The sequence below is a fragment of the Aquamicrobium sp. YD-1-mutant5 genome (assembly GCF_059509755.1).
In genome coordinates this window covers 1-20519 of sequence record NZ_JCAKKP010000026.1, presented here as the reverse complement: position 1 = coordinate 20519, position 20519 = coordinate 1, and the positions used below count along the sequence as shown (strand labels likewise).

Below are 20519 nucleotides of genomic sequence, written 5' to 3'. Positions count from 1 at the left end.
GCTCAGAAAGGCCGCTGCCAGAACCGTCGACGATCTCTGGTCCATCATCGCCGATTGCCTGACAGCCTTCACTGCCGAGGAGTGCAGGCACTATTTCGAGGCAGCCGGATATGACCCGGAATAAGTCGAAGATGCTCTAGTCGCGGAGGAAACGGAAGATGTTGCAGAAAAAGGGCAGGAGATTGCCAGCCTGGAGAGGCGTCCTCGGTGGGCGTGAGGCATATGCCCAGGCAATTTCGGAACTGCTCCGAAAGGAGCACGGCGACAGCCATCGGGTGATCAAACAGCTCACGCGCCAGACGGATGCAAGCGAGAGGACCGTCAAGCATTGGCTGTCGGCCCAGCACGGCCCGGATACCGTGTATTTCCTGCGCCTGGTGGTCTCGTCCCCTGTTATCCGAGCCTTTGTTCTCGGTCTTATTGAAGGCCCGGCGTCAAGACAGAGGCCTGATCCGATGGATCGGTTTTCTCTCGCGACAGCAAAGGACGCCTATGCTGCCGGTGAAGCCATTCTCGCCCCAAGCCCTGGAAATCTGCGAAATGACCCTAAAGATGACCCTGATCGTGACCCAATAAATGACCCTGAAACGGTAGAACTCAATGAACGACAACACTGGTTCTTGACGCGTATTGCTGAAGGTGGTCGATGTGGCGCAGTCGAAATCATGTCGATGTGGAAGGTGAGCATGAAGACGGCTCGCAGGGACATTCGCGGCCTCCAGCAGGCGAACTTGCTGGTGTATGTCGGTTCTCGGCGAAAAGGACAGTATCGTCGTCACAAGAGCGACACTGCTAAGGTTTAGACGGATTTGACAGAGGGAGGTGCTGGCATTGAGCCGCACTAACCTCCCTCGATCTGAAGCAATTTGCCGCTAAATACGATGAGGTTGTCAGGCTCAGACGCGAACCAAGCGTAGCTCCCCCAAGCCAAGCTGCTTACCGTTTTACGGAATGTCGGCGATGCTCGGTCAAGGTACGCGGTGACGAAAGCGACGTGCTGAGGTGCGAAGCCAGCCCCTTCAGCGATCTGAAGGAGGGCTGTCTTCCGGGCATCGTTCACTGGACCATCGGTATGCACCACTTCCACGAAAATCAGCAGTGGATGCGCCGGGCCGAGGTCCACGAGAACAATGTCGGGCAGGCTTTTGTCTGCTGGGATAGTAAGGCCGATTGCTTTAGCAAGTTCGTCATCCCGTGCGACAACTTTGTTGCCGCTTTCGCTAAGAGAGATTACGCTGGGTTTCTGAAGAAACTTGGGTGCGAAAACCTCAATTACCGCTTTCGAAATATCGGCACTCGCCCCCGAAGTCATACGGCGAGATTCCCCGTTGGGAAATGTCACAAGCTCATAAGCACCGCCGGCGGCTGCCCCTTGCGGTTGTGGAGGTTTGCGTTGGATGATGTGTTCAATGTGGTCGTGTCCCACAGCTTCCAGACCACCGATTGCAAATCTGTAGAGGTGTTCCACCAGATCCTCGCGCGCCATGCGGTGAATTTCAGCAGCGACAGACGAAACGTTCGGGCCGACCACCAGCAACATCGCGCAGGGAGCCATGACGCTGACAAGGCAGCGAAGCACCGCAGGATCTTCGGAAGGGATTGCAGTGATCTCGCTCAGGATCGAAAGAATGAACGGAAGCTTTGCCGGAATCTCGGTTTTCTGCAGCGCCTGCAAATGGGAGGACGGCGACAGAAATTCGCGGCTCAGGACTCTTGTGTGCCAAGCATCGGCCAGGGTTGCGCTGTCCACCAAGCCCTCGATTAACTTCTTCAGCTTGTCGCGCGCGGAAAGTTCTGTTGAGACCAAACGCTGGAGATTGTCGACGCTAAGAAGACGGCGATGAGCATCGACGAGAACGGCCTCATAGAGGCTGTCCCGGCTCCCGAAATGATAGTTAATTGAGGCAAGGTCTACCTCGGCATGCGTGGCGATCATTTTGCTGGTGGTCTCCGCGAAGCCGACCGATGCGAATAGTTGGCCCGCGGTCTCCAATATCCGCGCGTGGGTCACGCCGCCATCGGATCGGCGCGTGCGAGCGGTCCTCACGGATTCGGCCTGATCCTCGCGCTTATGTCTTCCCGCCTGTGCCGTCGTAGATCGCGTCATTTTCATTGGGCCCCTGCGATAAGCTGAGCCTTCCCGCTGAAGGGCGCCGACAGGATATGGCCCGTGGTATCTAGCAGAAACACACCGGCTTGACGGATGTCGCCGTCCGACCGTCCCCTCTCCGGTGCCGAATAACGGGCGGCCAGCGTCAGAAAGCGATCGTGATTGAGGCTGTCGCTCGACGGTAGCGATGAAATATCAACGATCCGGACTCCGCTCTGGAGAGCGATGTCCTGTATCTGCGGGTCCTCGATATTGGCTGCGCCGAGGCGAGGGCGTCCGCCTGCAAGGCGGCTTGATGCAGCCAATGCGCAATCGTCCCGAGAGACGAGCACCGTCAGCGGTGGGGAAAGGCGGCCGACCACTGCGACCTGTGCGCGAAAGACGTCAATGTCGATGTCCGGTGAGGCAAGCCCGACCTGCAACTTGGTGATAATGTCGATTCTTCCTTCAAGGCGGAGTTGCCGAAGCGCTTCCCTGACAAGGCCCGCGCCCATGCTATGGCCGATGACGGCGACGCGTCGCGTTGTTCCCGACCGGCTTAACATGATGAGCAGTTGAACCAGGTCATCGCGCGCGTAGGTCGTCGAATCCCGATCGGATATGTAACCGGTGACGGCAGCGGCGGAAGGCCAGGAGAACAGGATTGGCACTGCTTTGGCACCGACCTCCGCCCGCAACTGCGCAAGCCGGAAGACGTCTTCCTGATAGCTGTAGTTGTAGCCATGCACGAAAATGACGACCGTGTCGCCAGTCGCCTTTTCCATGCGATCGACAGCTTGCCGGAACGTTTCCCTGTCGAGTTCACGCCGCCCGACCGGGACAAAGTCCTTCGAGGGATCGCTTTTCCCCAAAAGGGCGGCAGGTTGCACGATCGTGCCTGTATTGGCCGATCCAACCTGCTGCACCGCGAACTGTTCGTAGCTCAGTTTGCCGCGACCGTCGCCGAAGACCGACCGGACTCCCTTTACAGGGGCTCGGTCAGTGACAGCGAACACGGCGATGCTGTTTTCCGCTGATGGCGTAGCGCTCACGGGGTCAAGTGTCTCGGGACCGGGGCGCGTTGCGTAACCGGCCAGCGCGATAGCCAAACAAAGCGCTAGCCCAAGACGGCATGACCGAGCAGGCCTCATCGCGAACGTGGCCTTCGTCGGACGCGAAACCTGTAGCTTCAGCAAATGTGCGGCTTTCAACGGCGAGCTCCTGACTTCCGGGACTGGACAATATGCCGATCGCACCCTAAATTCAATTTAAATTTAGAATTTTCCCACTGAAAGCGGTTGCCTACGCCGCTCGGAATCCGCATGAAGAAAGTTCTCGTCGCCATCATTCTGGTCGCCGTCGCGATTGCCGCCGGATGGCACTGGTGGTCGCGTAATCACGCCCGCAATGCCAGCGAGTTGGTGTTGCACGGCAATGTGGACATCCGGCAGGTCTCGCTCGCCTTCGACGGCAGCGGCCGGATCACGGAGATGCGGGGCGAAGAAGGCGACCGGGTGACGGCCGGTCAGATCATCGCGCTGCTCGACACGCGGACGCTGGAAATCCAGGCGCAGCAGGCGGAAGCCCAACTCGGCGCGCAGCGGCAGGCACTGCTGAAGCTTCACAACGGCTCCCGTCCGGAGGAAATTGAACAGGCTCGCGCTCAACTGGCGTCGGCCGAAGCCTCGGCCATTCGGGCTGAGCAGGACTATTCCCGAGCAACCAGCCTTCAGACATCCAATAGCGGCGCGATCACTGCGCAGACCGTCGACCAACGGCGGGCCGACGCCCAGACAGCGCGCGCGAAGGTCAACGAACTGCGCGCCACGCTGCAATTAGCGATCGAAGGCCCCCGCGCCGAGGATATTGCCAGCGCCGAAGCCCAGGTGAAGGCCTCTGAAGCTCAATTGGCCCAACTTCGCCACCAGATCGATCTCGGCAAGTTGCGGTCTCCCGCGGATGCCATCGTGCGCTCCCGCCTGCACGAGCCCGGCGACATGGTCACGTCTCAATCGGCCGTGTACTCGCTTGCGCTGACAAAGCCGAAATGGGCGCGCGTCTATGTGAGTGAACCGGATCTCGGCAAGATCAAACCGGGCATGGCGGCCAAGGTCTTCACCGACAGCCATCCCGATCAACCGGTGGCAGGTACGGTCGGCTATATCTCTTCGGTCGCCGAGTTCACGCCAAAGTCGGTGCAGACCGAGGAGTTGCGGACCAGTCTCGTCTATGAAGTGCGCATCATTGTCGAGGATAGCACCGACACCTTGCGCCTCGGCCAGCCGGTCACCGTCCGCCTTCCAATAGGACCGACGTCGTGAGCGACGACAGCGCCACGGTCGTTGTCGGCGGACTGCACAAGACCTTCGAGGCGCCTGATGGCGGCACGGTCGCCGCGGTCGACGGACTATCGATGAGGATGCGGGCCGGAGAACTGACCGCGCTGGTCGGTCCCGATGGCGCCGGCAAGACCACGCTGATGCGAATGTTCGCGGGCTTGCTCAAGCCGGATTCGGGATCGCTCAGTGTGCTCGGCATCGACGTGGTGCGGGATGCGCAATCGGTTCAGGACCGTATCAGCTACATGCCGCAGCGTTTCGGTCTGTATGAAGACCTGAGCGTTCAGGAGAACCTCGACCTCTATGCCGACTTGCATGGCGTGCCGCTGGACCAGCGGCGGGCGCGCTTCGCCAGGATGCTCGAAATGACCGACCTGACACGCTTTACTGACCGGCCCGCCGGCAAGCTTTCGGGCGGCATGAAGCAGAAGCTCGGTCTCGCCTGCACGCTAGTCCGTTCCCCCGACCTTCTCCTACTCGACGAGCCGAGCGTCGGCGTTGACCCGCTGTCGCGCCGTGACCTCTGGACGATCGTTCAGCAACTCATCGATCAGGAGCATCTCAGCGTCATCGTCAGCACGGCCTACATGGACGAGGCCGAACGGTGCGCCCAGGTGTTCGTGATGAACAGGGGCCGGTTGCTGGCGGAAGGCTCGCCCCACAGTCTGCAAGAGCGGGCCCGCGGCCTGACCTTCACGGCCGTTCCGCCCGAAGGGATGCCGGCACGCGAGCTGCAAGCCCGCCTCATCGACGCGCCAGATCAGATCATCGACGCGGTCCCCACAGGCGGCAAGGTTCGCTTCATTCGTCAGCCCGAAGCCGAGACCACGCGATTGGATGAACTGCTCCACGACTCGTGCTGCGAGCCGAGGCCGGAAGAGCTTGAAGACGCATTCATGATGCTACTGCGGCAGCACGAGGGCAATGCAGCGGCGCCTCCGGCACCGACCGTGGCAAATGGGCAAACGATCGCGGCCAAAACCAATGGATCGAAAGATAAGCCTGTCATTGTCGTGCGCGACCTGGTGCGCAAATTCGGCGAGTTTACCGCGGTCGCGAGCACGTCGTTCGATGTGGCTCGCGGCGAAACTTTCGGACTGTTGGGTCCGAACGGTGCTGGAAAGACCACGACATTTCGCATGTTGTGCGGACTGCTACCGGCGACCAGCGGCCATCTGGAGGTCGCTGGTCTCAATTTGCGTACCGCCCGCGCGGCGGCCCGCGGGCGGATCGGTTATGTCTCGCAGAAATTCGCGCTTTATGGCGACCTGACGGTTCGCGACAATCTGGAATTCTTCGGCGGCGCTTACGGCCTGCGAGGGGACGCGCTCAAGGCGCGCGTGACTACATCGCTGGCGCAGTTCGACCTCGACCCGTCGGCAAAGAGCGGCATTCTACCCGCCGGATACAAGCAACGTCTCGCCATGGCGACGGGACTCCTGCACGAGCCGGACATCCTGTTTCTGGACGAACCGACCAGCGGCATTGATCCGCTCGCGCGGCGCGCCTTCTGGCGAACCATCACCGCGCTGGCCAAAAGCGGTGTGACGATCATCATCACCACCCACTTCATGGAAGAGGCAGAGTATTGCGACCGCATCGCCATCCAGGATGCGGGGCAGATGCTGGCGCTCGGCACGCCACGGGAGGTTCGTGAGCAGGCCGGCGATGCCGCCCTGGACATGAACGGCGCCTTCATTGCCATCGTCGAGCAAGCGCGCAGCCGCCGAGAGCCACAAGGGGCTGCGGCATGACCAAATCCGGCTTCGCCAACAGGCTTGTTGCGCTGATCCGCAAGGAAACCCGGCAGATGCTGCGTGACCGCAGCAACCTGATTGTTGGCCTGCTGCTACCGATTGCATTGATTCTCGTCTTCGGCTTCGGGATTTCCTTCGACGTCAAGGACGCACGCGTGACGGTGGTTCTGGAGGACAGCTCCCCGAGCGCGCGCGACGTCGTCGCCGGATTGCAAGGCTCCCCCTATCTGGCACCGACCTGGGTGACCTCGATGGCAGAAGCCGAACGGATGATCCGCACCGGCGAGACCGACGCCATCCTGCGCGTGCCGATCGATTTCTCGCGACGCCTGGCTGCCGGTGACGGGCGACTGCAACTGCTGCTTAATGGCGTCGACTCCAACACGGCTTCGACGATCGAAGGGTACGTGAGCGGCGCCCTAGCGCTCCCGGCCCAGCAACGGGCCGATCGCGCCGGCAACAAACCGACCGGTGTCGGCAGCATCTCGGTCGTACAGCGAATTTGGTTCAACGAAGCCAATGAGAGCACCTGGTACATCGTGCCGGGTCTGATCGTGCTCGTGATGACTTTGATCGGGGCGTTTCTCACCTCGCTGCTGGTCGCGCGGGAATGGGAACGCGGCACGCTTGAGCCGCTGTTCGTCACGCCGGTGCGGCCGCTGGAACTGGTGATAGCCAAGCTGACGCCTTACCTGGCGGTCGGAGCCATCGACCTGTTGATGTGCGTGCTTGCCGCGAAGTTCCTGTTCCAAGTACCGATGCGCGGCTCGCTGTGGGTGATCATCGTCGCTTCGCTCCTGTATCTGCTGGTGTCGCTCGGGCTCGGTCTTTTCATCTCGGCCACCACGCGCAATCAGTTCGCGGCGAGCCAGATGGCCCTGCTGACCAGCTTCATGCCCGCCATGATGCTGTCGGGATTCGTCTTCGACCTGCGCAACGTGCCGGTCGTCATCCAGATCGTCAGTCAGTTGCTGCCGGCGACGCATTTCATGGGTTTGATAAAAACGCTGTTCATGGCCGGCGACTACTGGCCGGGCATTATCCGAACCTGCGTCATTCTCGCGCTCTACGCTGCGATCCTGATCGAAGCAACGCGCCGCTCGCTCAGAAAGAGACTGGACTGACGCGATGCACGCTTTGATCGACTATCTCGCCAGGACGTTGGCGCTGGTCCGCAAAGAACTGCTCGCTTTGCTCAGCGATCCGTCAAGCCGGGCTTTGCTATTCGCTCCGGCGTTGATGCAGTCGCTGCTGTTTGGCTATGGCGCGACTTATGACCTGACAAATGCACCCTACGCTGTCCTCGACCAAAGCCGGGGCTCGGCGGCGGTCGAGCTAGTGGCTCGTATAGACGGCACGGGCGTGTTCAAACGTGTGGCGACGTTGACGTCGTCCGATCAGATCGCCGGAATGATCGACAGCGGAAAGTCGCTGCTCGTGATCAGCATCCCGTCCGACTTCGAGGCACGCCTGGCTTCCAGACGGGAGGCACCGCTGCAGGTCGTTCTCGACGGTCGTAACTCGTCGACGGCTGGACTGGCGGCGGCTTATGTCGGCTCGATCGTCTCGGCCTATAACCAGTCGCTTGGCAATGCCGCGTCTTTGACAATCGTGCGCCGGGCCTGGTTCAATCCGAACCTTGAATCCCGCTGGAATCTGATGCCCGCCTTGATCGCGAGTCTCAGCATGTTGCAAACACTCATGCTGGCGGCACTGTCGGTGGCGCGGGAGCGCGAACAGGGCACATTCGATCAGTTGCTGGTGACCCCGCTGACACCGCTGCAGATATTGATCGGGAAGGCCGTCCCCTCGATTCTTGTTGGCCTGATCCAATCGACGATCATCTTTCTGATCATCCTGTTCTGGTTCCGGGTTCCAATGAGCGGATCGGTCTGGCTGCTTTATCTTGGGCTGCTCATGTTCACGGTCGCGTCTGTCGGCATCGGCTTGTCCATCTCAGCCGTCTCGCTGACAATGCAACAGGCTATGCTCTACACCTTCATGCTAGTGATGCCGCTGATGTTGCTGTCAGGGTTGCTCACCCCCGTCGGCAACATGCCGAAGGTTTTGCAGATCGCGACCTACGCAAATCCGCTCCGCTTTGGCATCGATCTTGTCCGGCGAGTCTATCTCGAAGGTGCCGGCTTCGGCGATGTCGCGTTTAACTTTGTGCCGTTGCTATGCGTGGCGGCCATTACATTGCCACTTGCCGCGTGGCTGTTCCGCCATCGATTAGCATAAACCGTCTTGACAACGCGGAGCGTCGATTACGACAGCCATTGGCGTGATGGACCTCGTTCCGCTTCATGTCCTCGGCCGCGATCAGTTCCTGGCCGGCCGCGTATCATGCTGCAGCAACACTCGACCGGAAAGGCGCTGCGACAAACGGGCATACGATGGCCGGATTCCTAGAGCTATATCAGCAAGTTCCGCCAACTTTCCAGCTTCATTTTAGGAGGGCTATAGCGTAGATGTAGGTGTCATCTTCACCCGGTGCGGCGCACCGAATGGTTTCCGCGTGCACCGCGCTCGATCGTCCGAGAGAGGTCACACCGCCGGGCAGCCCTGTGCGAAGGAGGGGCCGCCGCCCGTGAAAAGGGCGGCGGCGTGGATCAGAGTGGTTTTGGAGATGCGAACATGCTGCACCTTAGAACCTGACGTTGAGGCCGAGAGAGGCCGAGTGGTTGGCCTGGCTGTTTGAGAACAGGCCGTCATAGCGGGCGCGGACAGTCATTTCGTCCGAGACATCCCAGGACAGGCCGGCGCCGATGCGCAACCGGTCGCGGCCGGCATCGGGGCCGAGAACGGTGAAGCTCGTCGGGCTGCCTGCGATGGCGAGCGACTGGCTCGGCACCACGTCGGAGAAGGCGTGTTCCCATACCGCCCGGCCTTCCAGCGTTACTTTGCCACTTTCGATCAGGATCGTGTGCGTCAGCGCCAGGCCCAGCCCGGCATCGAGCCGCGTCCAGTTCTCCGACCCGGCGGTCAGGTTGAGCGCCCCTGCGCCCCTCTCTATGAAGTCGCCATGGCCCAACCAGCTCGCATCGAGCGTCAACAGCGGCGCGAACTTTGTGGTGTCGGCAAGGTCGAATGCATAGGAGGCTTCGCTCGACAGTCCGATCGTATGGGTCCAGTAGTCCGCTTCCGCCGTCCTTCCCATGAAGGCGATGTTGCGCTCCGTCGAGACGCGGTTCGCACCGTAGGAGAGCGAACCAGCCACGTTCCATGGACCGTCCGTCCAGGCGCCATAGGCGCCGAGATAGAAGCCGTCAGCATCGAAGGTCGAGAGCCGGTCGTCGATCGTGCCGCGGCTATGGATATAGCCGAAGCCGAAGCCGCCGACCGCTCGGCCCGAGGCAGCGTCGATCACGCCTTCATAGCCACCTGCCAGACCGGCGTTCCAGTAGTCGAGCTGGGCGGCGTTGCCATCGCCGTCGATTTGGCCGAAGCCGCCGAGCGGAGCCGCCCATGCACTGCGCACGCTGGCATCGGCATAGTCCGTCGCATCACCGATGGCCGAGACGCCGGCATTGCCAGCAACGACCGCCGGGCCGTAGCCAAGCGGGGCGGTGAAGGTCTGCGCGCCGACATTGCCAGAGCCTACCCCGGCCACGCCCTGATGGCGCAAAGTCCGGTTGAACAGGGCGAAGGTCTGGTCGATCACCTGCTGGCCGGCGGCGTGAACCTCACCCGAGGTCAGGTCAAAGGCGCGTCGCACCGCGTCATCCCCACTAGGCTGAAGTGACAAGCCGACAAGCGTATTGTAGACGGCCAAGGCATCTCCGGCCTGAGCCAAGTCCTGCAAGCCCAACGCCGTCTGCGTCTGGTTGAATGTTTGCGCCAGTGTGGTGAAGGGAAGGTCCGCCGTCAGGGTCAGGTCGATGCGATCCGCTTCGTAGACGACATCGGTTCGCAACAACCCGAACGGTTGGCCCAGCGTGAATTCGTTCTGAACGTCGACCGTGCCCGCAGTAACGATGGTGTAGGTTTGACCATCGAGATAGCTATCGTCGTTGGACAGCTTGGTAATTTCGATCGCGCCGCCATTCACCACAGCAGAACCATCAATCGCGATGAGATCGGAAACATTCGGGGCCTGCAGGTCGATGGCGTAAACCGATCCGGCGTTGAAGGTGACGTCGCCTTCCACAGACAGCGTGCCGATGCCGTTGTGACCCGGGGCGATGCGCCCGTCCAGGACAACGTCGCCAAAGATCGACCCGGTTCCGAACACAAGACCGAGCGCGCCAATATTGGCCGGTCCAGTCCCAATGCTGAGGATGCCGTTAGCGCCCAGCCGCAATTCTCCCGACCGCAGATCGAGCCGGCGTGCGTCAACCAAGGCGTAGTCGCTGCCTTCGCCGATGGTCAGAATGCCGGTTGCACTGCCATCGGTGATGCCCATGTAGATGCGGTCAGTGAAAAGCTCCGCCCCACCGGTAACCGTTATGCGGCCTTGACCGCCCTCCTGCGCGCCGAGGATCGTATCGTTGGCGACCGTGACAACGGCGTTGTCCCTCAGAGTGACCGACCCCTTGCCCTCGCCCCCAACGTCCAGGGTCGTCCCGACCTCGACAACCGAACCCGTCCCATCGACTGTAAGGGTGCCCGTTCCGTTGAACCCCGACCCAAGTTGCAGCGAAGAGGCGGTGGAAAAACGTCCGCCGCCACTGACGACGACATCGGCGCGGCCCTCGTCGTAGGAACCCCAGCCGAAGACCGCGTGGTTTTCGGTTTCGACCACGGCGCCGTCGGTGATCGTCAGCGTGGCGGTGCCGGTATCGCCCAGAGTGAAGCTATAGGCTTCTCCGTCCGTCCATGTCGTCCCGACGCCGGAGACCAGAATATCGGCTTCGGCGAAATAGTAAGTTCCCGAGCCGCAGGTGCCGTCTTCGCCGGGCGCGCAGGTCGCACCGCCGGCGATGAACACCCCGTTGCTTTCGATGGTGGCGCCGTTGATGAAGTCGGCTTTGGCCCATGCGCCGCCCTGCGCGATCTCCAGTGTCTGTCCGGCTTTCAATGCCGCATTGTCGACAAGCAGCGATTCCGAGGGCGCATCAAGGCCAACGGTCCTGCCGAAGCCGATGCGGATATTGCCCGCCGCCTCGACACTCGCGCTTTCCTTGACCGTCAGGGTCACCGCGTCGGTGGCTTGAATGCTGTTGCCGCTGTGCCAGAGGCTTCCGGTGCCGGTTACCGTGACGGTGGCTATCCCGTTCCCGCCGCTGATCCGGTCCGGTGCAATGATATGCCTGTATGGATTGTCCTGGAAATAAGAGTCCGTGAAGGTGCGGAACGCCGCGCCGTCGGAAATCGTGATCGTGCCGCCGTTGAAGACTTGCAGGTTTTCCTCGACGGTGAACGAGCTTCCGCCGCCGTCCACCAGAATGGTGCCCGTACCCGGTCCATAGTCGTTGTCCTCGGTGGCGTGCTGCATGACGACCAGTCCGGCCTCCACCGTGCCGCCATCTGTGATCTTCAGCATGCCGGTGCCGCCGTCTTTTCCCACGGTCAATGTGTCGGTCAGCGTGAACTGGGTAATGTCCTCGCCAAGCGGTCCGCCGCCCGGAATTTCCACGACCTCGTAATAGCCGTCGACGCGCAGCAGCCCGCCATCGGTCACTTCGATCTCGCCCGTGCCGTTGACGCTGCCAAGCTCAAGGCCGCCGTCCAGGAGCAGCATCTCCGATCCCGTCCCGGAGATGAGGAGGCTGCCGTCGCCGCCGGCATTGCGGCCGATCCGCGTCGGGCCATGCGTATCGACTTCGACCGCGCCGCCATTTGTGACCGACATGTTGCCGACGCCCGAAAGGCCGACGCCGAGGGCTCCATGTGCATTTGTTATCGCCAGTCTGGAGCCGGGCCCCTCGATCTCCAGATGTCCGCCCGTATTTGCCAGGGCTGCTTTTGCTTCGACCTCGGCGCCGTCCATGACGCGCAGCATGCCGGCTGTCACTTGCATGGTTGAGCCAATCGTGGTGTCGCCCGCCAGATTCAGTATGCCGGCGCCCTGCTTGGCCAGGTCGCCTGTCACGGTCAGGGGCAGCGCCAGCGTCGCCGTCGCTCCCGCATCGACGAGCACGGTGCCGGACGTTCCGGTCAGATTGAGCGAACCACCTGAACCTGCGACCAAACGGTAGCCGTCCGACGCGAATTGCAGCCCCGTGGCGCTCTGGATGCCGTCTACCGTCACGTCGCTGGTGCCGTTGTAGAAGACCGCGAACTGGTCGCCCCAGGCGTTATTCGCCGTGCCCGCCAAATCGGTCCAGTTGGTATTGACGGCGTTCCACACTCCCGCGCCGCCCCGGCCGTAAAGCGTGCCGCCCGGCACGGTGTTCGCGCCGTCCCAGTACTGGTTGGTTCCGGCCGCGCCGCCCGAAACGGCCAGCGTCACCGCACTTGCGGCTCCGGTCCCGGAGTCGAGTGCGTAAGTGTAGCCGCCCGGTGCCGTGTCCAGAGCCAGCCCATTGTCGGCGACGAGGTTTCCGTATTCAATCAGCGTATAGACCCCGTTACCGAAACCGCCGGCGTCGGAAACGTTGAGAATGCCGTCCAGTGTCAGGTTGCCCATCACATCAATCCGGTCGCTGGCCGCCGCCACGCCCGGGGTTCCAAGCTCGAAATTCAGCACGGACCTGTTGTTCAGGAGCAATGAATTCATATGCAGCGTACCGGGACTACTGCCGGGCTCGAGAATGCCACCATCGGCGACGGTGACGGCGCCAAGCGTACCCGTACCTCCCAAGGCACCGCCGCTTTGGACGGTCAACGCGCCGCCCAGTGATCCAGTGACATTCAGCGTGCCGTCGAGAACAGCGATCGGGCCCGCGAAAGTCGAACCGTCTCCGCTCAGCGTCCAGGTCGAGGCCCCTGTCTTTTGCACGGCCCCGAAGCCAGTGTATTGTACGCCCAATCCCGCCAGATCGAAGTTGGCATTGTCGGTGCCGCCGAAGATCAGCCGATCGCTTCCGGCACCGGTGACAGATCCGGTGATGGAATAGCCGGCCTGTAGTTCAAGCCGGTTGTTCGTGCCGTTGAATTCGATCGCCTTGCCCGAGCCCGCCGAAATCCGGCCCGCGACAATCGCGGAACCGTTGTTTGCGTTTGCGCCGAAACTGATCGCTGTGGACCACTCATGATCCTGAGTGGTTATTTCTCCGGTTTCCGATACGGAGACGATGCCATTCTCGGCCTGTACGAGGACGCCGGTCGCCGAGCCGTCATATTCGGTGGAGATGAGACCGGACACATTGATGACGGCGTCTTCCGCATCGGCATCGGCCCAGACGCCGAGGCTTGCCGATCCGGTTGTCGTCAGTTGACCATCGATGTCGACGATTGTCCCCGCGCCCGAGAAACTTATTCCCCGACCGTAAAAGGATCGGGCGATCAGTTCCGCGCCGGCTTCCAGAGTAATGCTTGCGCCTGCTCCTGCGCTCGCGAGGGCCCCTGTGTAAGACCCCGTCGAGGAGACTGAAGCGCCGGATTTGACTCGGATTTGGTTGTTGTTGCCAAGATTTGAAATCCCAACTTGGCGCCCCCCGTTTGTTTCCACCTTGCCGTAAATATCAAGCAGATTCCCTGCGTCCAGAATCCTGATTCCGCCGACAGTGGGAATCGGCACCGGCGCTTGATTAAAGCTCGTGCTGACCGTGACGGGCGCGCCAATAGTCAATGTGTTGCCGCCGGAAAGCTGCAGCGCAGCCTGGTTGGGCACATCGGGAATGTTGGAGATTGTGAAGGCATTCTCGGCATCGATGGTGAGTGTCGAGGTGACGTCGACGGGGCCGGAATTCAGTGTGATGACGCTGCCGGCTGGAACGGTGCCATGCACGATACTGATGGCCGGGTCGCCGTTGGCCGCTTCTATGCCCGCCCTCAGAGAACCCGTCCCCGTATCGCTTGTATTGGTTAAATTGACTGTCTGAGACAGGGCAGGCGTCGCCAGAATCGCCAGCGCCGATGTCCCAAGCCAAAGAATGGATCGTTCGGAGCGACGACGACGAATGGAGGATACGACTTGGTCTGACCGCATGTTTTTACTGCCCCTTTCGGGTAGCGCTGCGCCGACCGCATCGCTGCCCTCGCCCCAAAAAAATCTCCACCCCGAGGATTATTCCCAAGGCGCGCTGTTGCAAAAAACTTAGCAGATACGGGCACTTGGAGGTATTAGGCAATAAAAGCGCAAGAAAGCTCATGAAAGCCCATCGAAGCTAAATGAAGGCGTCGGCGCCGTATAAAATACGAATCGTGGCCGGCTTGCTCAGGCCAGCGCAGAATTGCAAAAGAGTTCAGGACCCTTCACGCGAGCGTAACAGAACACCTAGACAAATGGCCAAGCCCGCAGCCGATATTCGTAAACCAGCCATTCTCAAGGCCGCCTTTGATGCCATCAGCAGCGGCGGGCTTCCGACGCCCTCTTATGATGCAATCGCCCAAGCGGGTGGTATCTCCCGGCAACTCATCCGGCACTATTATCCCGATCCCGAGGAGCTGATGCTCGCTGTCTGCGACATGCTTGCAGCAGCCTATCGGAACCGGCTTATGCACGGCATCATCGCCGCCGACCAAAGGGAACGCCTATCACTTTTCCTCGACTTCTATTTCGGCTTTCTCGACGGAAGAGGTCTCGACAAGCCGGCCGACGACGCCGTGTATGATGCCGTGTTCGCTTTGGCGGCGGGATCGGAACGCATTCGGCGCAACCTTCATGAGCAGTATTCGCTGCTTCGCCATACCGTCGCGCACGAAATCCAGATCAGTCATCCCTCCCTGCCACAGCCAGCCTGCCGGGAGATCGCCTATCTGTTCGTGAGTCTGATGTACGGTCACTGGAAGATGGTGGCGAGCCTGGGGTTTTCGAGTGACCACAATCGCATCGCCCGCGAGGCCATGGACAGGCTCATCGCATCCTATATCGATCGCTACGACGACCCGGACGAGCGTTGACATCTTTCCGATATTTTCAAAATGAAAAATGCTAGTATAGTATTTCGTCGCGGTTCTCGATGGGATGGGGCAGGGAATGCAGAACGGCAGGGAGGTTCGGCAGCATGCCGGTCCTCTAAACGGATGGCGAGCCATTGCAGATTACTTGGGGCGAAACCAGAGCACCGTTAAGCGCTGGGCGACGGATGGGGACCTGCCGGTGCACCGTCCGAAATGCGGCGCTGCGCGCAAGGGCGTTCCCGTCTATGCTTTTTCCCATGAACTGGATGCTTGGCTCACGGGCCGCCAGCCGAAGGTCGAGGCCGACGGAATACCGGATCTGAACGGCCAATCGGTCGAACGTCCGGCAGACCCGTATGAGGAAGAAGACGAATCTGTTGCTTCCCGATTACAGGTCGTCCCTCCTCCCCACCGGATCGGTCGCCGCAAGCTGGTGGTCGGCGGGTTGGCAGCCGCCGGCTGTATCACGCTTGGGCTGGCGGCGTGGCGGCAGCGCGGTGAAATCGGGATCGTTAGGACGAACGATCTGCCGGCTGAGGCGCGCCAGCTTTACCTCGATGCCCAATATCTTTGGCAGCAACGCACCCCGGATAGCTTGCGGCAGGCCGAGCAGCTTCTGTTGCGTGTGCGTCAACTAGCCCCGCGTTTTGCTGCCGCCCAAGCTGACCTCGCCACTATCTACAACCTCATGGTCGAATATCGCGTACTGTCGCCGCACGACGGCTACGACCGATCGAAGGCGGCGGCGGGGTTGGCGATCGCCCTCAATCCCGATCTTGCGCAGGCTTACAGCGTCCTGGGGGACATTACTGTGTTCTGGGATCGGGACTACGAACTGGGGATGGATTACTTTGCGAGGGCGCTGGCCCTCGATCCCCAGGATGCCCAGACGCGTCACTGGCATGCCGCCGCCTTGATGAGCCTTGGGCGGTTCGAGTCCGCCGAGGAAGAAGTCATGCGGGCACGGGAGATCGAGCCCCTTTCCCGCTCGATCGGGGTTTCGAGTGCGATGGTCCAGCTTGGGCTGGGGCGACCGGACACTGCTCGCACCGCATTGTTGCAGCTCATTGATCTCGAACCCGGCTATCGCTCGCCCTGGCGTTTTTTAGCCTTTGCCGAACTGGCACGCATGGACTACCCGGCATACCTCAACGCATGGGAAACCCGCTTCACCCTGACATCGGACGACAGTGGCCTTGCCATTGTCCGCGCCGGCAAACAGGCGCTCGAACGCGGGGGAGCCGAAGAAATGGCGCAGGCCATGCTCGCTGCAACCCAAACTGTTCCGGCAAACGGAGCAGCCGATCCCTATTCGCTGGCACATGTCTTTGCATTGGCCGGCGACTGGGAAAGGGCTAGCCGCCATCTTGGCGAGACATCGACGCGTCACGCCTTCTATTACGGGATTGACTCCGCCTTTGCGTCGGCCCGGCAGAACGAGCGTTTCCTGCAAATTGTCAGCGACGCCGGCCTGCCGGTTATCCGCTCAACGAGATCGTAGCGACCGGCACATGCCGGCCTGAGTTAGGTCTGGGAGGCGCGGACACTTGGGATTCACAAAGCGTTCTGATCTGATTCAGGGTCGTTTTCTGCGGGAGGCGATCATGAGAGTGTTCGACGGGCTGATCCTTGGGGATGAGCAGTGGGCTGGGATGCCGGGCCCCATCATCGGGGACGCGCGGACGCGCGGTTCGTCGGGTCGCGATAACCGGATGTTCGTGGAGGCGGTGCTGTGGATCGTGCGGACGGGTTCGCCGTGGCGCGCTCTGCCGGACGTGTTCGGCTCGTGGAGCAGCGCGTTCCGCCGGTTCAGCCGGTGGAGCACCAAGGGCATCTGGCATCGCATCTTCGCCGCGATGAGCGACGACGGAGACTTCGAGTATCTGATCGTCGACAGCACCATCATCCGGGCTCACCAATATGCGAGTGGCGCTAAAAAGGGGCTGAAGATCAGGCCTTTGGGCGTTCCCGTGGCGGCCTGAGCACCAAGATCCACCTGGCCGTGCGCGGGCTCGGCATGCCCCGTCGCCTTCCAGCTGACCGGCGGCCACAGGGGCGACGTGCCCCAGGCCGCCAGCCTGATCGACGGCCACCAGGCCGAGGTTGTCATGGCCGATGCCGCTTACGACGCCGACCATTTCCGTGCTTTCATCGCCGTCATGGACGCCACGGCGGTGATCCCCAACAACCCCTCGCGCACCGCCAAACACCCGTTCGACCGGCAGCTCTACCGCGAGCGACACCTGATCGAGTGCTGCTTCTCCAAGCTCAAGCAGTTCCGCCGCGTCGCCACCCGCTTCGAGAAAACCGCCCCCAATTATCTCGCCGTCGTCACACTCGCCGCAACCATCCTATGGCTCAGATAACGGTCCACACCTCCTGGAGCATCCCGCTTCGGACGCGACGCTCAGATGCCCGCAGATCCTATGAAAAAGATGCGGGCGAAAGTACGCAGCGTAAAATAGACAGAGGTTGGCCTGTCTACACTATTGATCACTGCCACGGGCCATCTGTAGTCATATTTGCAGGCAGCGGTTCTATGACCGTGCGGTAGTTGAGCGACTGCCCTTGCTGAATCTTGTAATTGTAGCTCGCATCGATAATGCGCGGTAGAGGATCTTCTTTCAGCCATCGGAGAGCGAGCTGTGCCGACCATTACCGGAGGGTATTTATTTACGAGCGGTAATGGCCATCGGCGTTGCCGGCCGTGAAGCGCTTTGCTGGCGGCAAGGGCGATTTCAGCGCGCTCTCGAATTCATCGTCGGCTTATCATTTGTCGAGCTCCGACACTAAACGGCACCCAGGGCCGATCTGATCCGCGAATTTCTGTTGTTTCAGGGGCTTCTCCTGGAGGCCAGGTGATGGCCCCTGATGGCGTCTGTCTCCTATCGGATGACAAAGGAGCGGGCGCTTGCGCGGCATGGAGCCTTCGTAAAGGGCAACAGGCTCTTCGGGCTGAAAATGCGTGGAACCTATCCGGCCACGAGATGTTACTACCGGGTACGACAAACCCCCAATAATGGAGCGCATCATGCGTAGAACCATGCTCGCCATGGCCGCTGTAGCTTTGTCTTTTTCGCCCGCACTTGCCCAGACACAACCGGCACCTGACGGCGATACGCCCGCGGTTGCAACACCTGACAGTGTCAACCCTACGGCCCCTGTCGAAGGGGCTAACAGCTTTACTGAAGAGCAGGCGAAATCCCGGATTGCCGATGCGGGTTATACCGGTGTGTCTGACCTGAAGCTGGACGACAAGGGTCTCTGGAAGGGTACAGCAATGAAGGATGGTGCGTCCGTTTCTGTGGCCTTGGACTACCAGGGCAACGTGACCTCTGAATAAAAGGGAGAACTGACTGATGAAAACCGTTACAGGACTTTTCGACACCCATGTTGATGCCGTTGCAGCTGTGCGCGACCTTGAAAAAATGGGAATCCCCAGCGAAGACATCAGCATTGTCAGCCATCACGCGGAGAGCGAAACCTCCGATGCTGCCGAAGGCGCAGGCACTGGAGCTGGTGTAGGTGCAGCAATCGGCGGCGCTGGCGGTCTTCTTGCAGGCCTTGGCCTCATGGCGATTCCCGGAGTCGGACCGGTAGTTGCTTCCGGGTGGCTTGCCTCGACTGCAGTTGGCGCAGTTGCCGGAGCAGTGGCGGGGAGCGCAGCAGGGGGCATAATTGGAGCAATGACGGGCGATGGCGTTCCTGAAGCGGACGCTCACGTGTATGTCGAAGGTGTCCGCCGCGGCGGCTCTCTCGTTACGGCTCGTGTAAACGACGTCCGCGAGGCAGAAGCGACCGCTATTCTGCGTCGTGGAGCGTGGGTGGATCCGCTGGAGCGTCGCCGTGCCTACGAAGCAGAAGGCTGGGCTGCTTTCGATGAAAACTTGCCGCCATATACCACCGAAGAAATTGACCGGGAGCGCGGACGCTATCGCGTTTAAGTTTAGCTTTGGACCGGCTTCGATGGATTTGGAGCTTCTCGATAGCTCGCCAGTCTCTTACCCGAGATTGGCGAGCTATTGCGTTTTGGAGCTTAAAGCATTCCGCCGTTACTACGCCAGAAGCGCAAGCGAAGGCGGGGTGCCACAAACCAGGATAAGGGAGCCGCAATGATCAAGCTCATCGCTACCACGTACCAGATTCCCGGGCTTGCATTCTCTCTCAGGGAGGGAACAGTGAGTAAGGTTATAACACCGGTTCCAAACAGCACCGCGTTGACCATAGGAAAGATCATTGCGGCAATCCAAAGACGAGTTCGCATGTGCCTACTCCTGTCAACCATACAATAGACCAACGAAAATTCAGGGTCATTGTTCCGGTCGTATAGCCTTTCCTGCCCCGGGATGTCGCCTTCCGCGATGGCCGGTGTTGCAACCCCGATGGTGCGCGCGCTTGTCTGATTCAGTGGCACTTATGAATAGAGTTTGGATAGACGAATTGACCCACATCGAACTTACGATAGATGGCAACCGCATCCGGGATATTCCGTCCTTCTATATGGAGATCAATAGCGTCTTCATGTCGGGCGAGGAGTGGCAGCTCGGGCCGAGTCTCGACGCTCTCGATGACATGCTCCATGGCGGCTATGGAGCTTTGAATGGGGTAGAAGCTGTTACCTTGATCTGGAAAGGGTTAAAGCAAACCAGAAAAGCACTGGGTGTCACGGCAACAAGAGCCCTTTACCTCAGTAAGCTTGATCAGCCATCTGTCTTTAATATTTCGAAAATCCGTCGTGATCTTGAAGAACTCGATCAGGGCACAGGATCGACCTATTTCGAAATCGTGATGCAGATTTTCGATGAACACTCCTACATAATAATCCAGGAGGAATAGAAGGCGGTGTCGTTCATACCCGTTTCTGATGCGAGACTTGTAGTCTTTAGCAGCTAAAGAAGCCGTCTGATGTCCGCCCTGTCGAATTGAGGGGTGTTTGCCGTGTTGCATGGAACTCCTGGCCCATTGGGCCGTTCGGTTGGTGAAAGGAGGACCACCATGACCAAGGACAAACGGTCGAATCGACGGTTGTTAGAAGGCGTGCAGTCGGCAAGCGTAAAGGAAATGCAAGACGCCAAAAGCAGCATGCCATCGGAGCACGGCGGTCCTCCCACGGATACTTTCCCTCCTTTCGATGCTGGCCTGCCCCCTGGAAAGTGGTCCTCCGTGAAGTAGGCTATCGAGCCTGAGAGAGGGCGTTGGAATGCCCCAGAAGAAGCACAAGCCCGAAGAGATTGTCGCCAAGCTACGCTAGGCTCAGGACCTATTAATTTGGTTTGATCTGTGATTCACGGTCTTTGCTGAAGGAGGCCGTGATGGGTGATTTGTTTCTGCTGAGCGAGTGCCAGATGGCGCGCATATCGCCGTACTTCCCGTTGTGGCACGGGG

General features: G+C 60.4%; 13 protein-coding genes and 1 pseudogene. 11 read left to right on the top strand and 3 right to left on the bottom strand.

Annotated elements, in window-relative coordinates; all coding sequences use genetic code 11:
- The first annotated feature begins 158 nt into the window (after window positions 1-158).
- Window positions 159-803, top strand: coding sequence for a hypothetical protein (locus AC5XE7_RS19835; RefSeq protein WP_495367363.1), 645 nt, complete (start codon window positions 159-161; stop codon window positions 801-803).
- Between the two features lie 38 nt (window positions 804-841).
- Here AC5XE7_RS19835 and AC5XE7_RS19830 read toward each other — a convergent pair whose 3' ends face one another.
- A complete protein-coding gene (locus tag AC5XE7_RS19830; RefSeq protein WP_495367362.1) occupies window positions 842-2113 on the bottom strand; it encodes a BsuBI/PstI family type II restriction endonuclease in 1272 nt (423 codons plus the stop codon).
- Window positions 2110-3141: an alpha/beta hydrolase gene (locus AC5XE7_RS19825; protein WP_495367361.1), complete on the bottom strand. Its 1032-nt coding sequence runs from the start codon at window positions 3139-3141 to the stop codon at window positions 2110-2112. Before AC5XE7_RS19825 ends, AC5XE7_RS19830 begins: the two co-directional genes overlap by 4 nt.
- Before the next feature lie 270 nt (window positions 3142-3411).
- On the opposite strand from AC5XE7_RS19825, the gene AC5XE7_RS19820 reads away from it, so the two are divergent.
- From AC5XE7_RS19820 to AC5XE7_RS19805, 4 genes are read left to right on the top strand one after another with little or no spacing between them, the layout of a single operon-like run.
- Window positions 3412-4410, top strand: a complete 999-nt coding sequence (locus tag AC5XE7_RS19820) for an HlyD family secretion protein (protein ID WP_495367360.1) — start codon at window positions 3412-3414, stop codon at window positions 4408-4410.
- On the top strand, window positions 4407-6182 hold the full coding sequence (locus tag AC5XE7_RS19815) for an ATP-binding cassette domain-containing protein (RefSeq protein WP_495367359.1): 1776 nt from the start codon (window positions 4407-4409) through the stop codon (window positions 6180-6182). Before AC5XE7_RS19820 ends, AC5XE7_RS19815 begins: the two co-directional genes overlap by 4 nt.
- The gene (locus AC5XE7_RS19810; protein ID WP_495367358.1) at window positions 6179-7309 is read left to right on the top strand and encodes an ABC transporter permease; all 1131 of its coding nucleotides are present in this window, start codon (window positions 6179-6181) and stop codon (window positions 7307-7309) included. The genes AC5XE7_RS19815 and AC5XE7_RS19810 overlap by 4 nt, the downstream gene beginning before the upstream one ends.
- Window positions 7310-7313: 4 nt before the next feature.
- The gene (locus AC5XE7_RS19805; RefSeq protein WP_495367357.1) at window positions 7314-8426 is read left to right on the top strand and encodes an ABC transporter permease; all 1113 of its coding nucleotides are present in this window, start codon (window positions 7314-7316) and stop codon (window positions 8424-8426) included.
- A 406-nt stretch (window positions 8427-8832) separates the two neighbouring features.
- On the opposite strand, the gene AC5XE7_RS19800 is transcribed toward AC5XE7_RS19805, so the two are convergent.
- Window positions 8833-14220 carry an autotransporter domain-containing protein gene (locus AC5XE7_RS19800; RefSeq protein WP_495367356.1) on the bottom strand — a complete coding sequence of 1796 codons (5388 nt, stop codon included), beginning with the start codon at window positions 14218-14220 and terminating at the stop codon, window positions 8833-8835.
- A gap of 296 nt (window positions 14221-14516) precedes the next feature.
- On the opposite strand from AC5XE7_RS19800, the gene AC5XE7_RS19795 reads away from it, so the two are divergent.
- The 6 genes and pseudogenes from AC5XE7_RS19795 (at window position 14517) to AC5XE7_RS19770 (ending at window position 19970) form a co-directional block, all read left to right on the top strand.
- Window positions 14517-15134, top strand: a complete 618-nt coding sequence (locus AC5XE7_RS19795; protein WP_495367355.1) for a TetR/AcrR family transcriptional regulator — start codon at window positions 14517-14519, stop codon at window positions 15132-15134.
- Window positions 15135-15210: 76 nt separating this feature from the next.
- A complete protein-coding gene (locus tag AC5XE7_RS19790) occupies window positions 15211-16635 on the top strand; it encodes a tetratricopeptide repeat protein (protein ID WP_495367354.1) in 1425 nt (474 codons plus the stop codon).
- Between the two features lie 103 nt (window positions 16636-16738).
- Window positions 16739-17500 (top strand): annotated as a pseudogene (locus AC5XE7_RS19785) (IS5 family transposase).
- 665 nt (window positions 17501-18165) lie between these two features.
- Complete coding sequence (locus AC5XE7_RS19780; protein ID WP_495367353.1) at window positions 18166-18477, top strand: PepSY domain-containing protein; 312 nt, start codon at window positions 18166-18168, stop codon at window positions 18475-18477.
- Window positions 18478-18493: 16 nt separating this feature from the next.
- On the top strand, window positions 18494-19078 hold the full coding sequence (locus tag AC5XE7_RS19775; RefSeq protein WP_495367352.1) for a general stress protein: 585 nt from the start codon (window positions 18494-18496) through the stop codon (window positions 19076-19078).
- Window positions 19079-19574: 496 nt separating this feature from the next.
- A complete protein-coding gene (locus AC5XE7_RS19770; protein WP_495367351.1) occupies window positions 19575-19970 on the top strand; it encodes a barstar family protein in 396 nt (131 codons plus the stop codon).
- Window positions 19971-20519 lie beyond the last annotated feature (549 nt).

What these genes read in the sequence shown, in the direction of transcription:
- AC5XE7_RS19810 (WP_495367358.1), top strand. Translation starts at nt 6,179, where the DNA reads ATGACCAAATCCGGCTTCGCCAACAGGCTTGTTGCGCTGATCCGCAAG.
- AC5XE7_RS19800 (WP_495367356.1), bottom strand. Translation starts at nt 14,220, where the DNA reads ATGCGGTCAGACCAAGTCGTATCCTCCATTCGTCGTCGTCGCTCCGAA.
- AC5XE7_RS19805 (WP_495367357.1), top strand. Translation starts at nt 7,314, where the DNA reads ATGCACGCTTTGATCGACTATCTCGCCAGGACGTTGGCGCTGGTCCGC.
- AC5XE7_RS19835 (WP_495367363.1), top strand. Translation starts at nt 159, where the DNA reads ATGTTGCAGAAAAAGGGCAGGAGATTGCCAGCCTGGAGAGGCGTCCTC.
- AC5XE7_RS19820 (WP_495367360.1), top strand. Translation starts at nt 3,412, where the DNA reads ATGAAGAAAGTTCTCGTCGCCATCATTCTGGTCGCCGTCGCGATTGCC.
- AC5XE7_RS19790 (WP_495367354.1), top strand. Translation starts at nt 15,211, where the DNA reads ATGCAGAACGGCAGGGAGGTTCGGCAGCATGCCGGTCCTCTAAACGGA.
- AC5XE7_RS19795 (WP_495367355.1), top strand. Translation starts at nt 14,517, where the DNA reads ATGGCCAAGCCCGCAGCCGATATTCGTAAACCAGCCATTCTCAAGGCC.
- AC5XE7_RS19775 (WP_495367352.1), top strand. Translation starts at nt 18,494, where the DNA reads ATGAAAACCGTTACAGGACTTTTCGACACCCATGTTGATGCCGTTGCA.
- AC5XE7_RS19830 (WP_495367362.1), bottom strand. Translation starts at nt 2,113, where the DNA reads ATGAAAATGACGCGATCTACGACGGCACAGGCGGGAAGACATAAGCGC.
- AC5XE7_RS19780 (WP_495367353.1), top strand. Translation starts at nt 18,166, where the DNA reads ATGCGTAGAACCATGCTCGCCATGGCCGCTGTAGCTTTGTCTTTTTCG.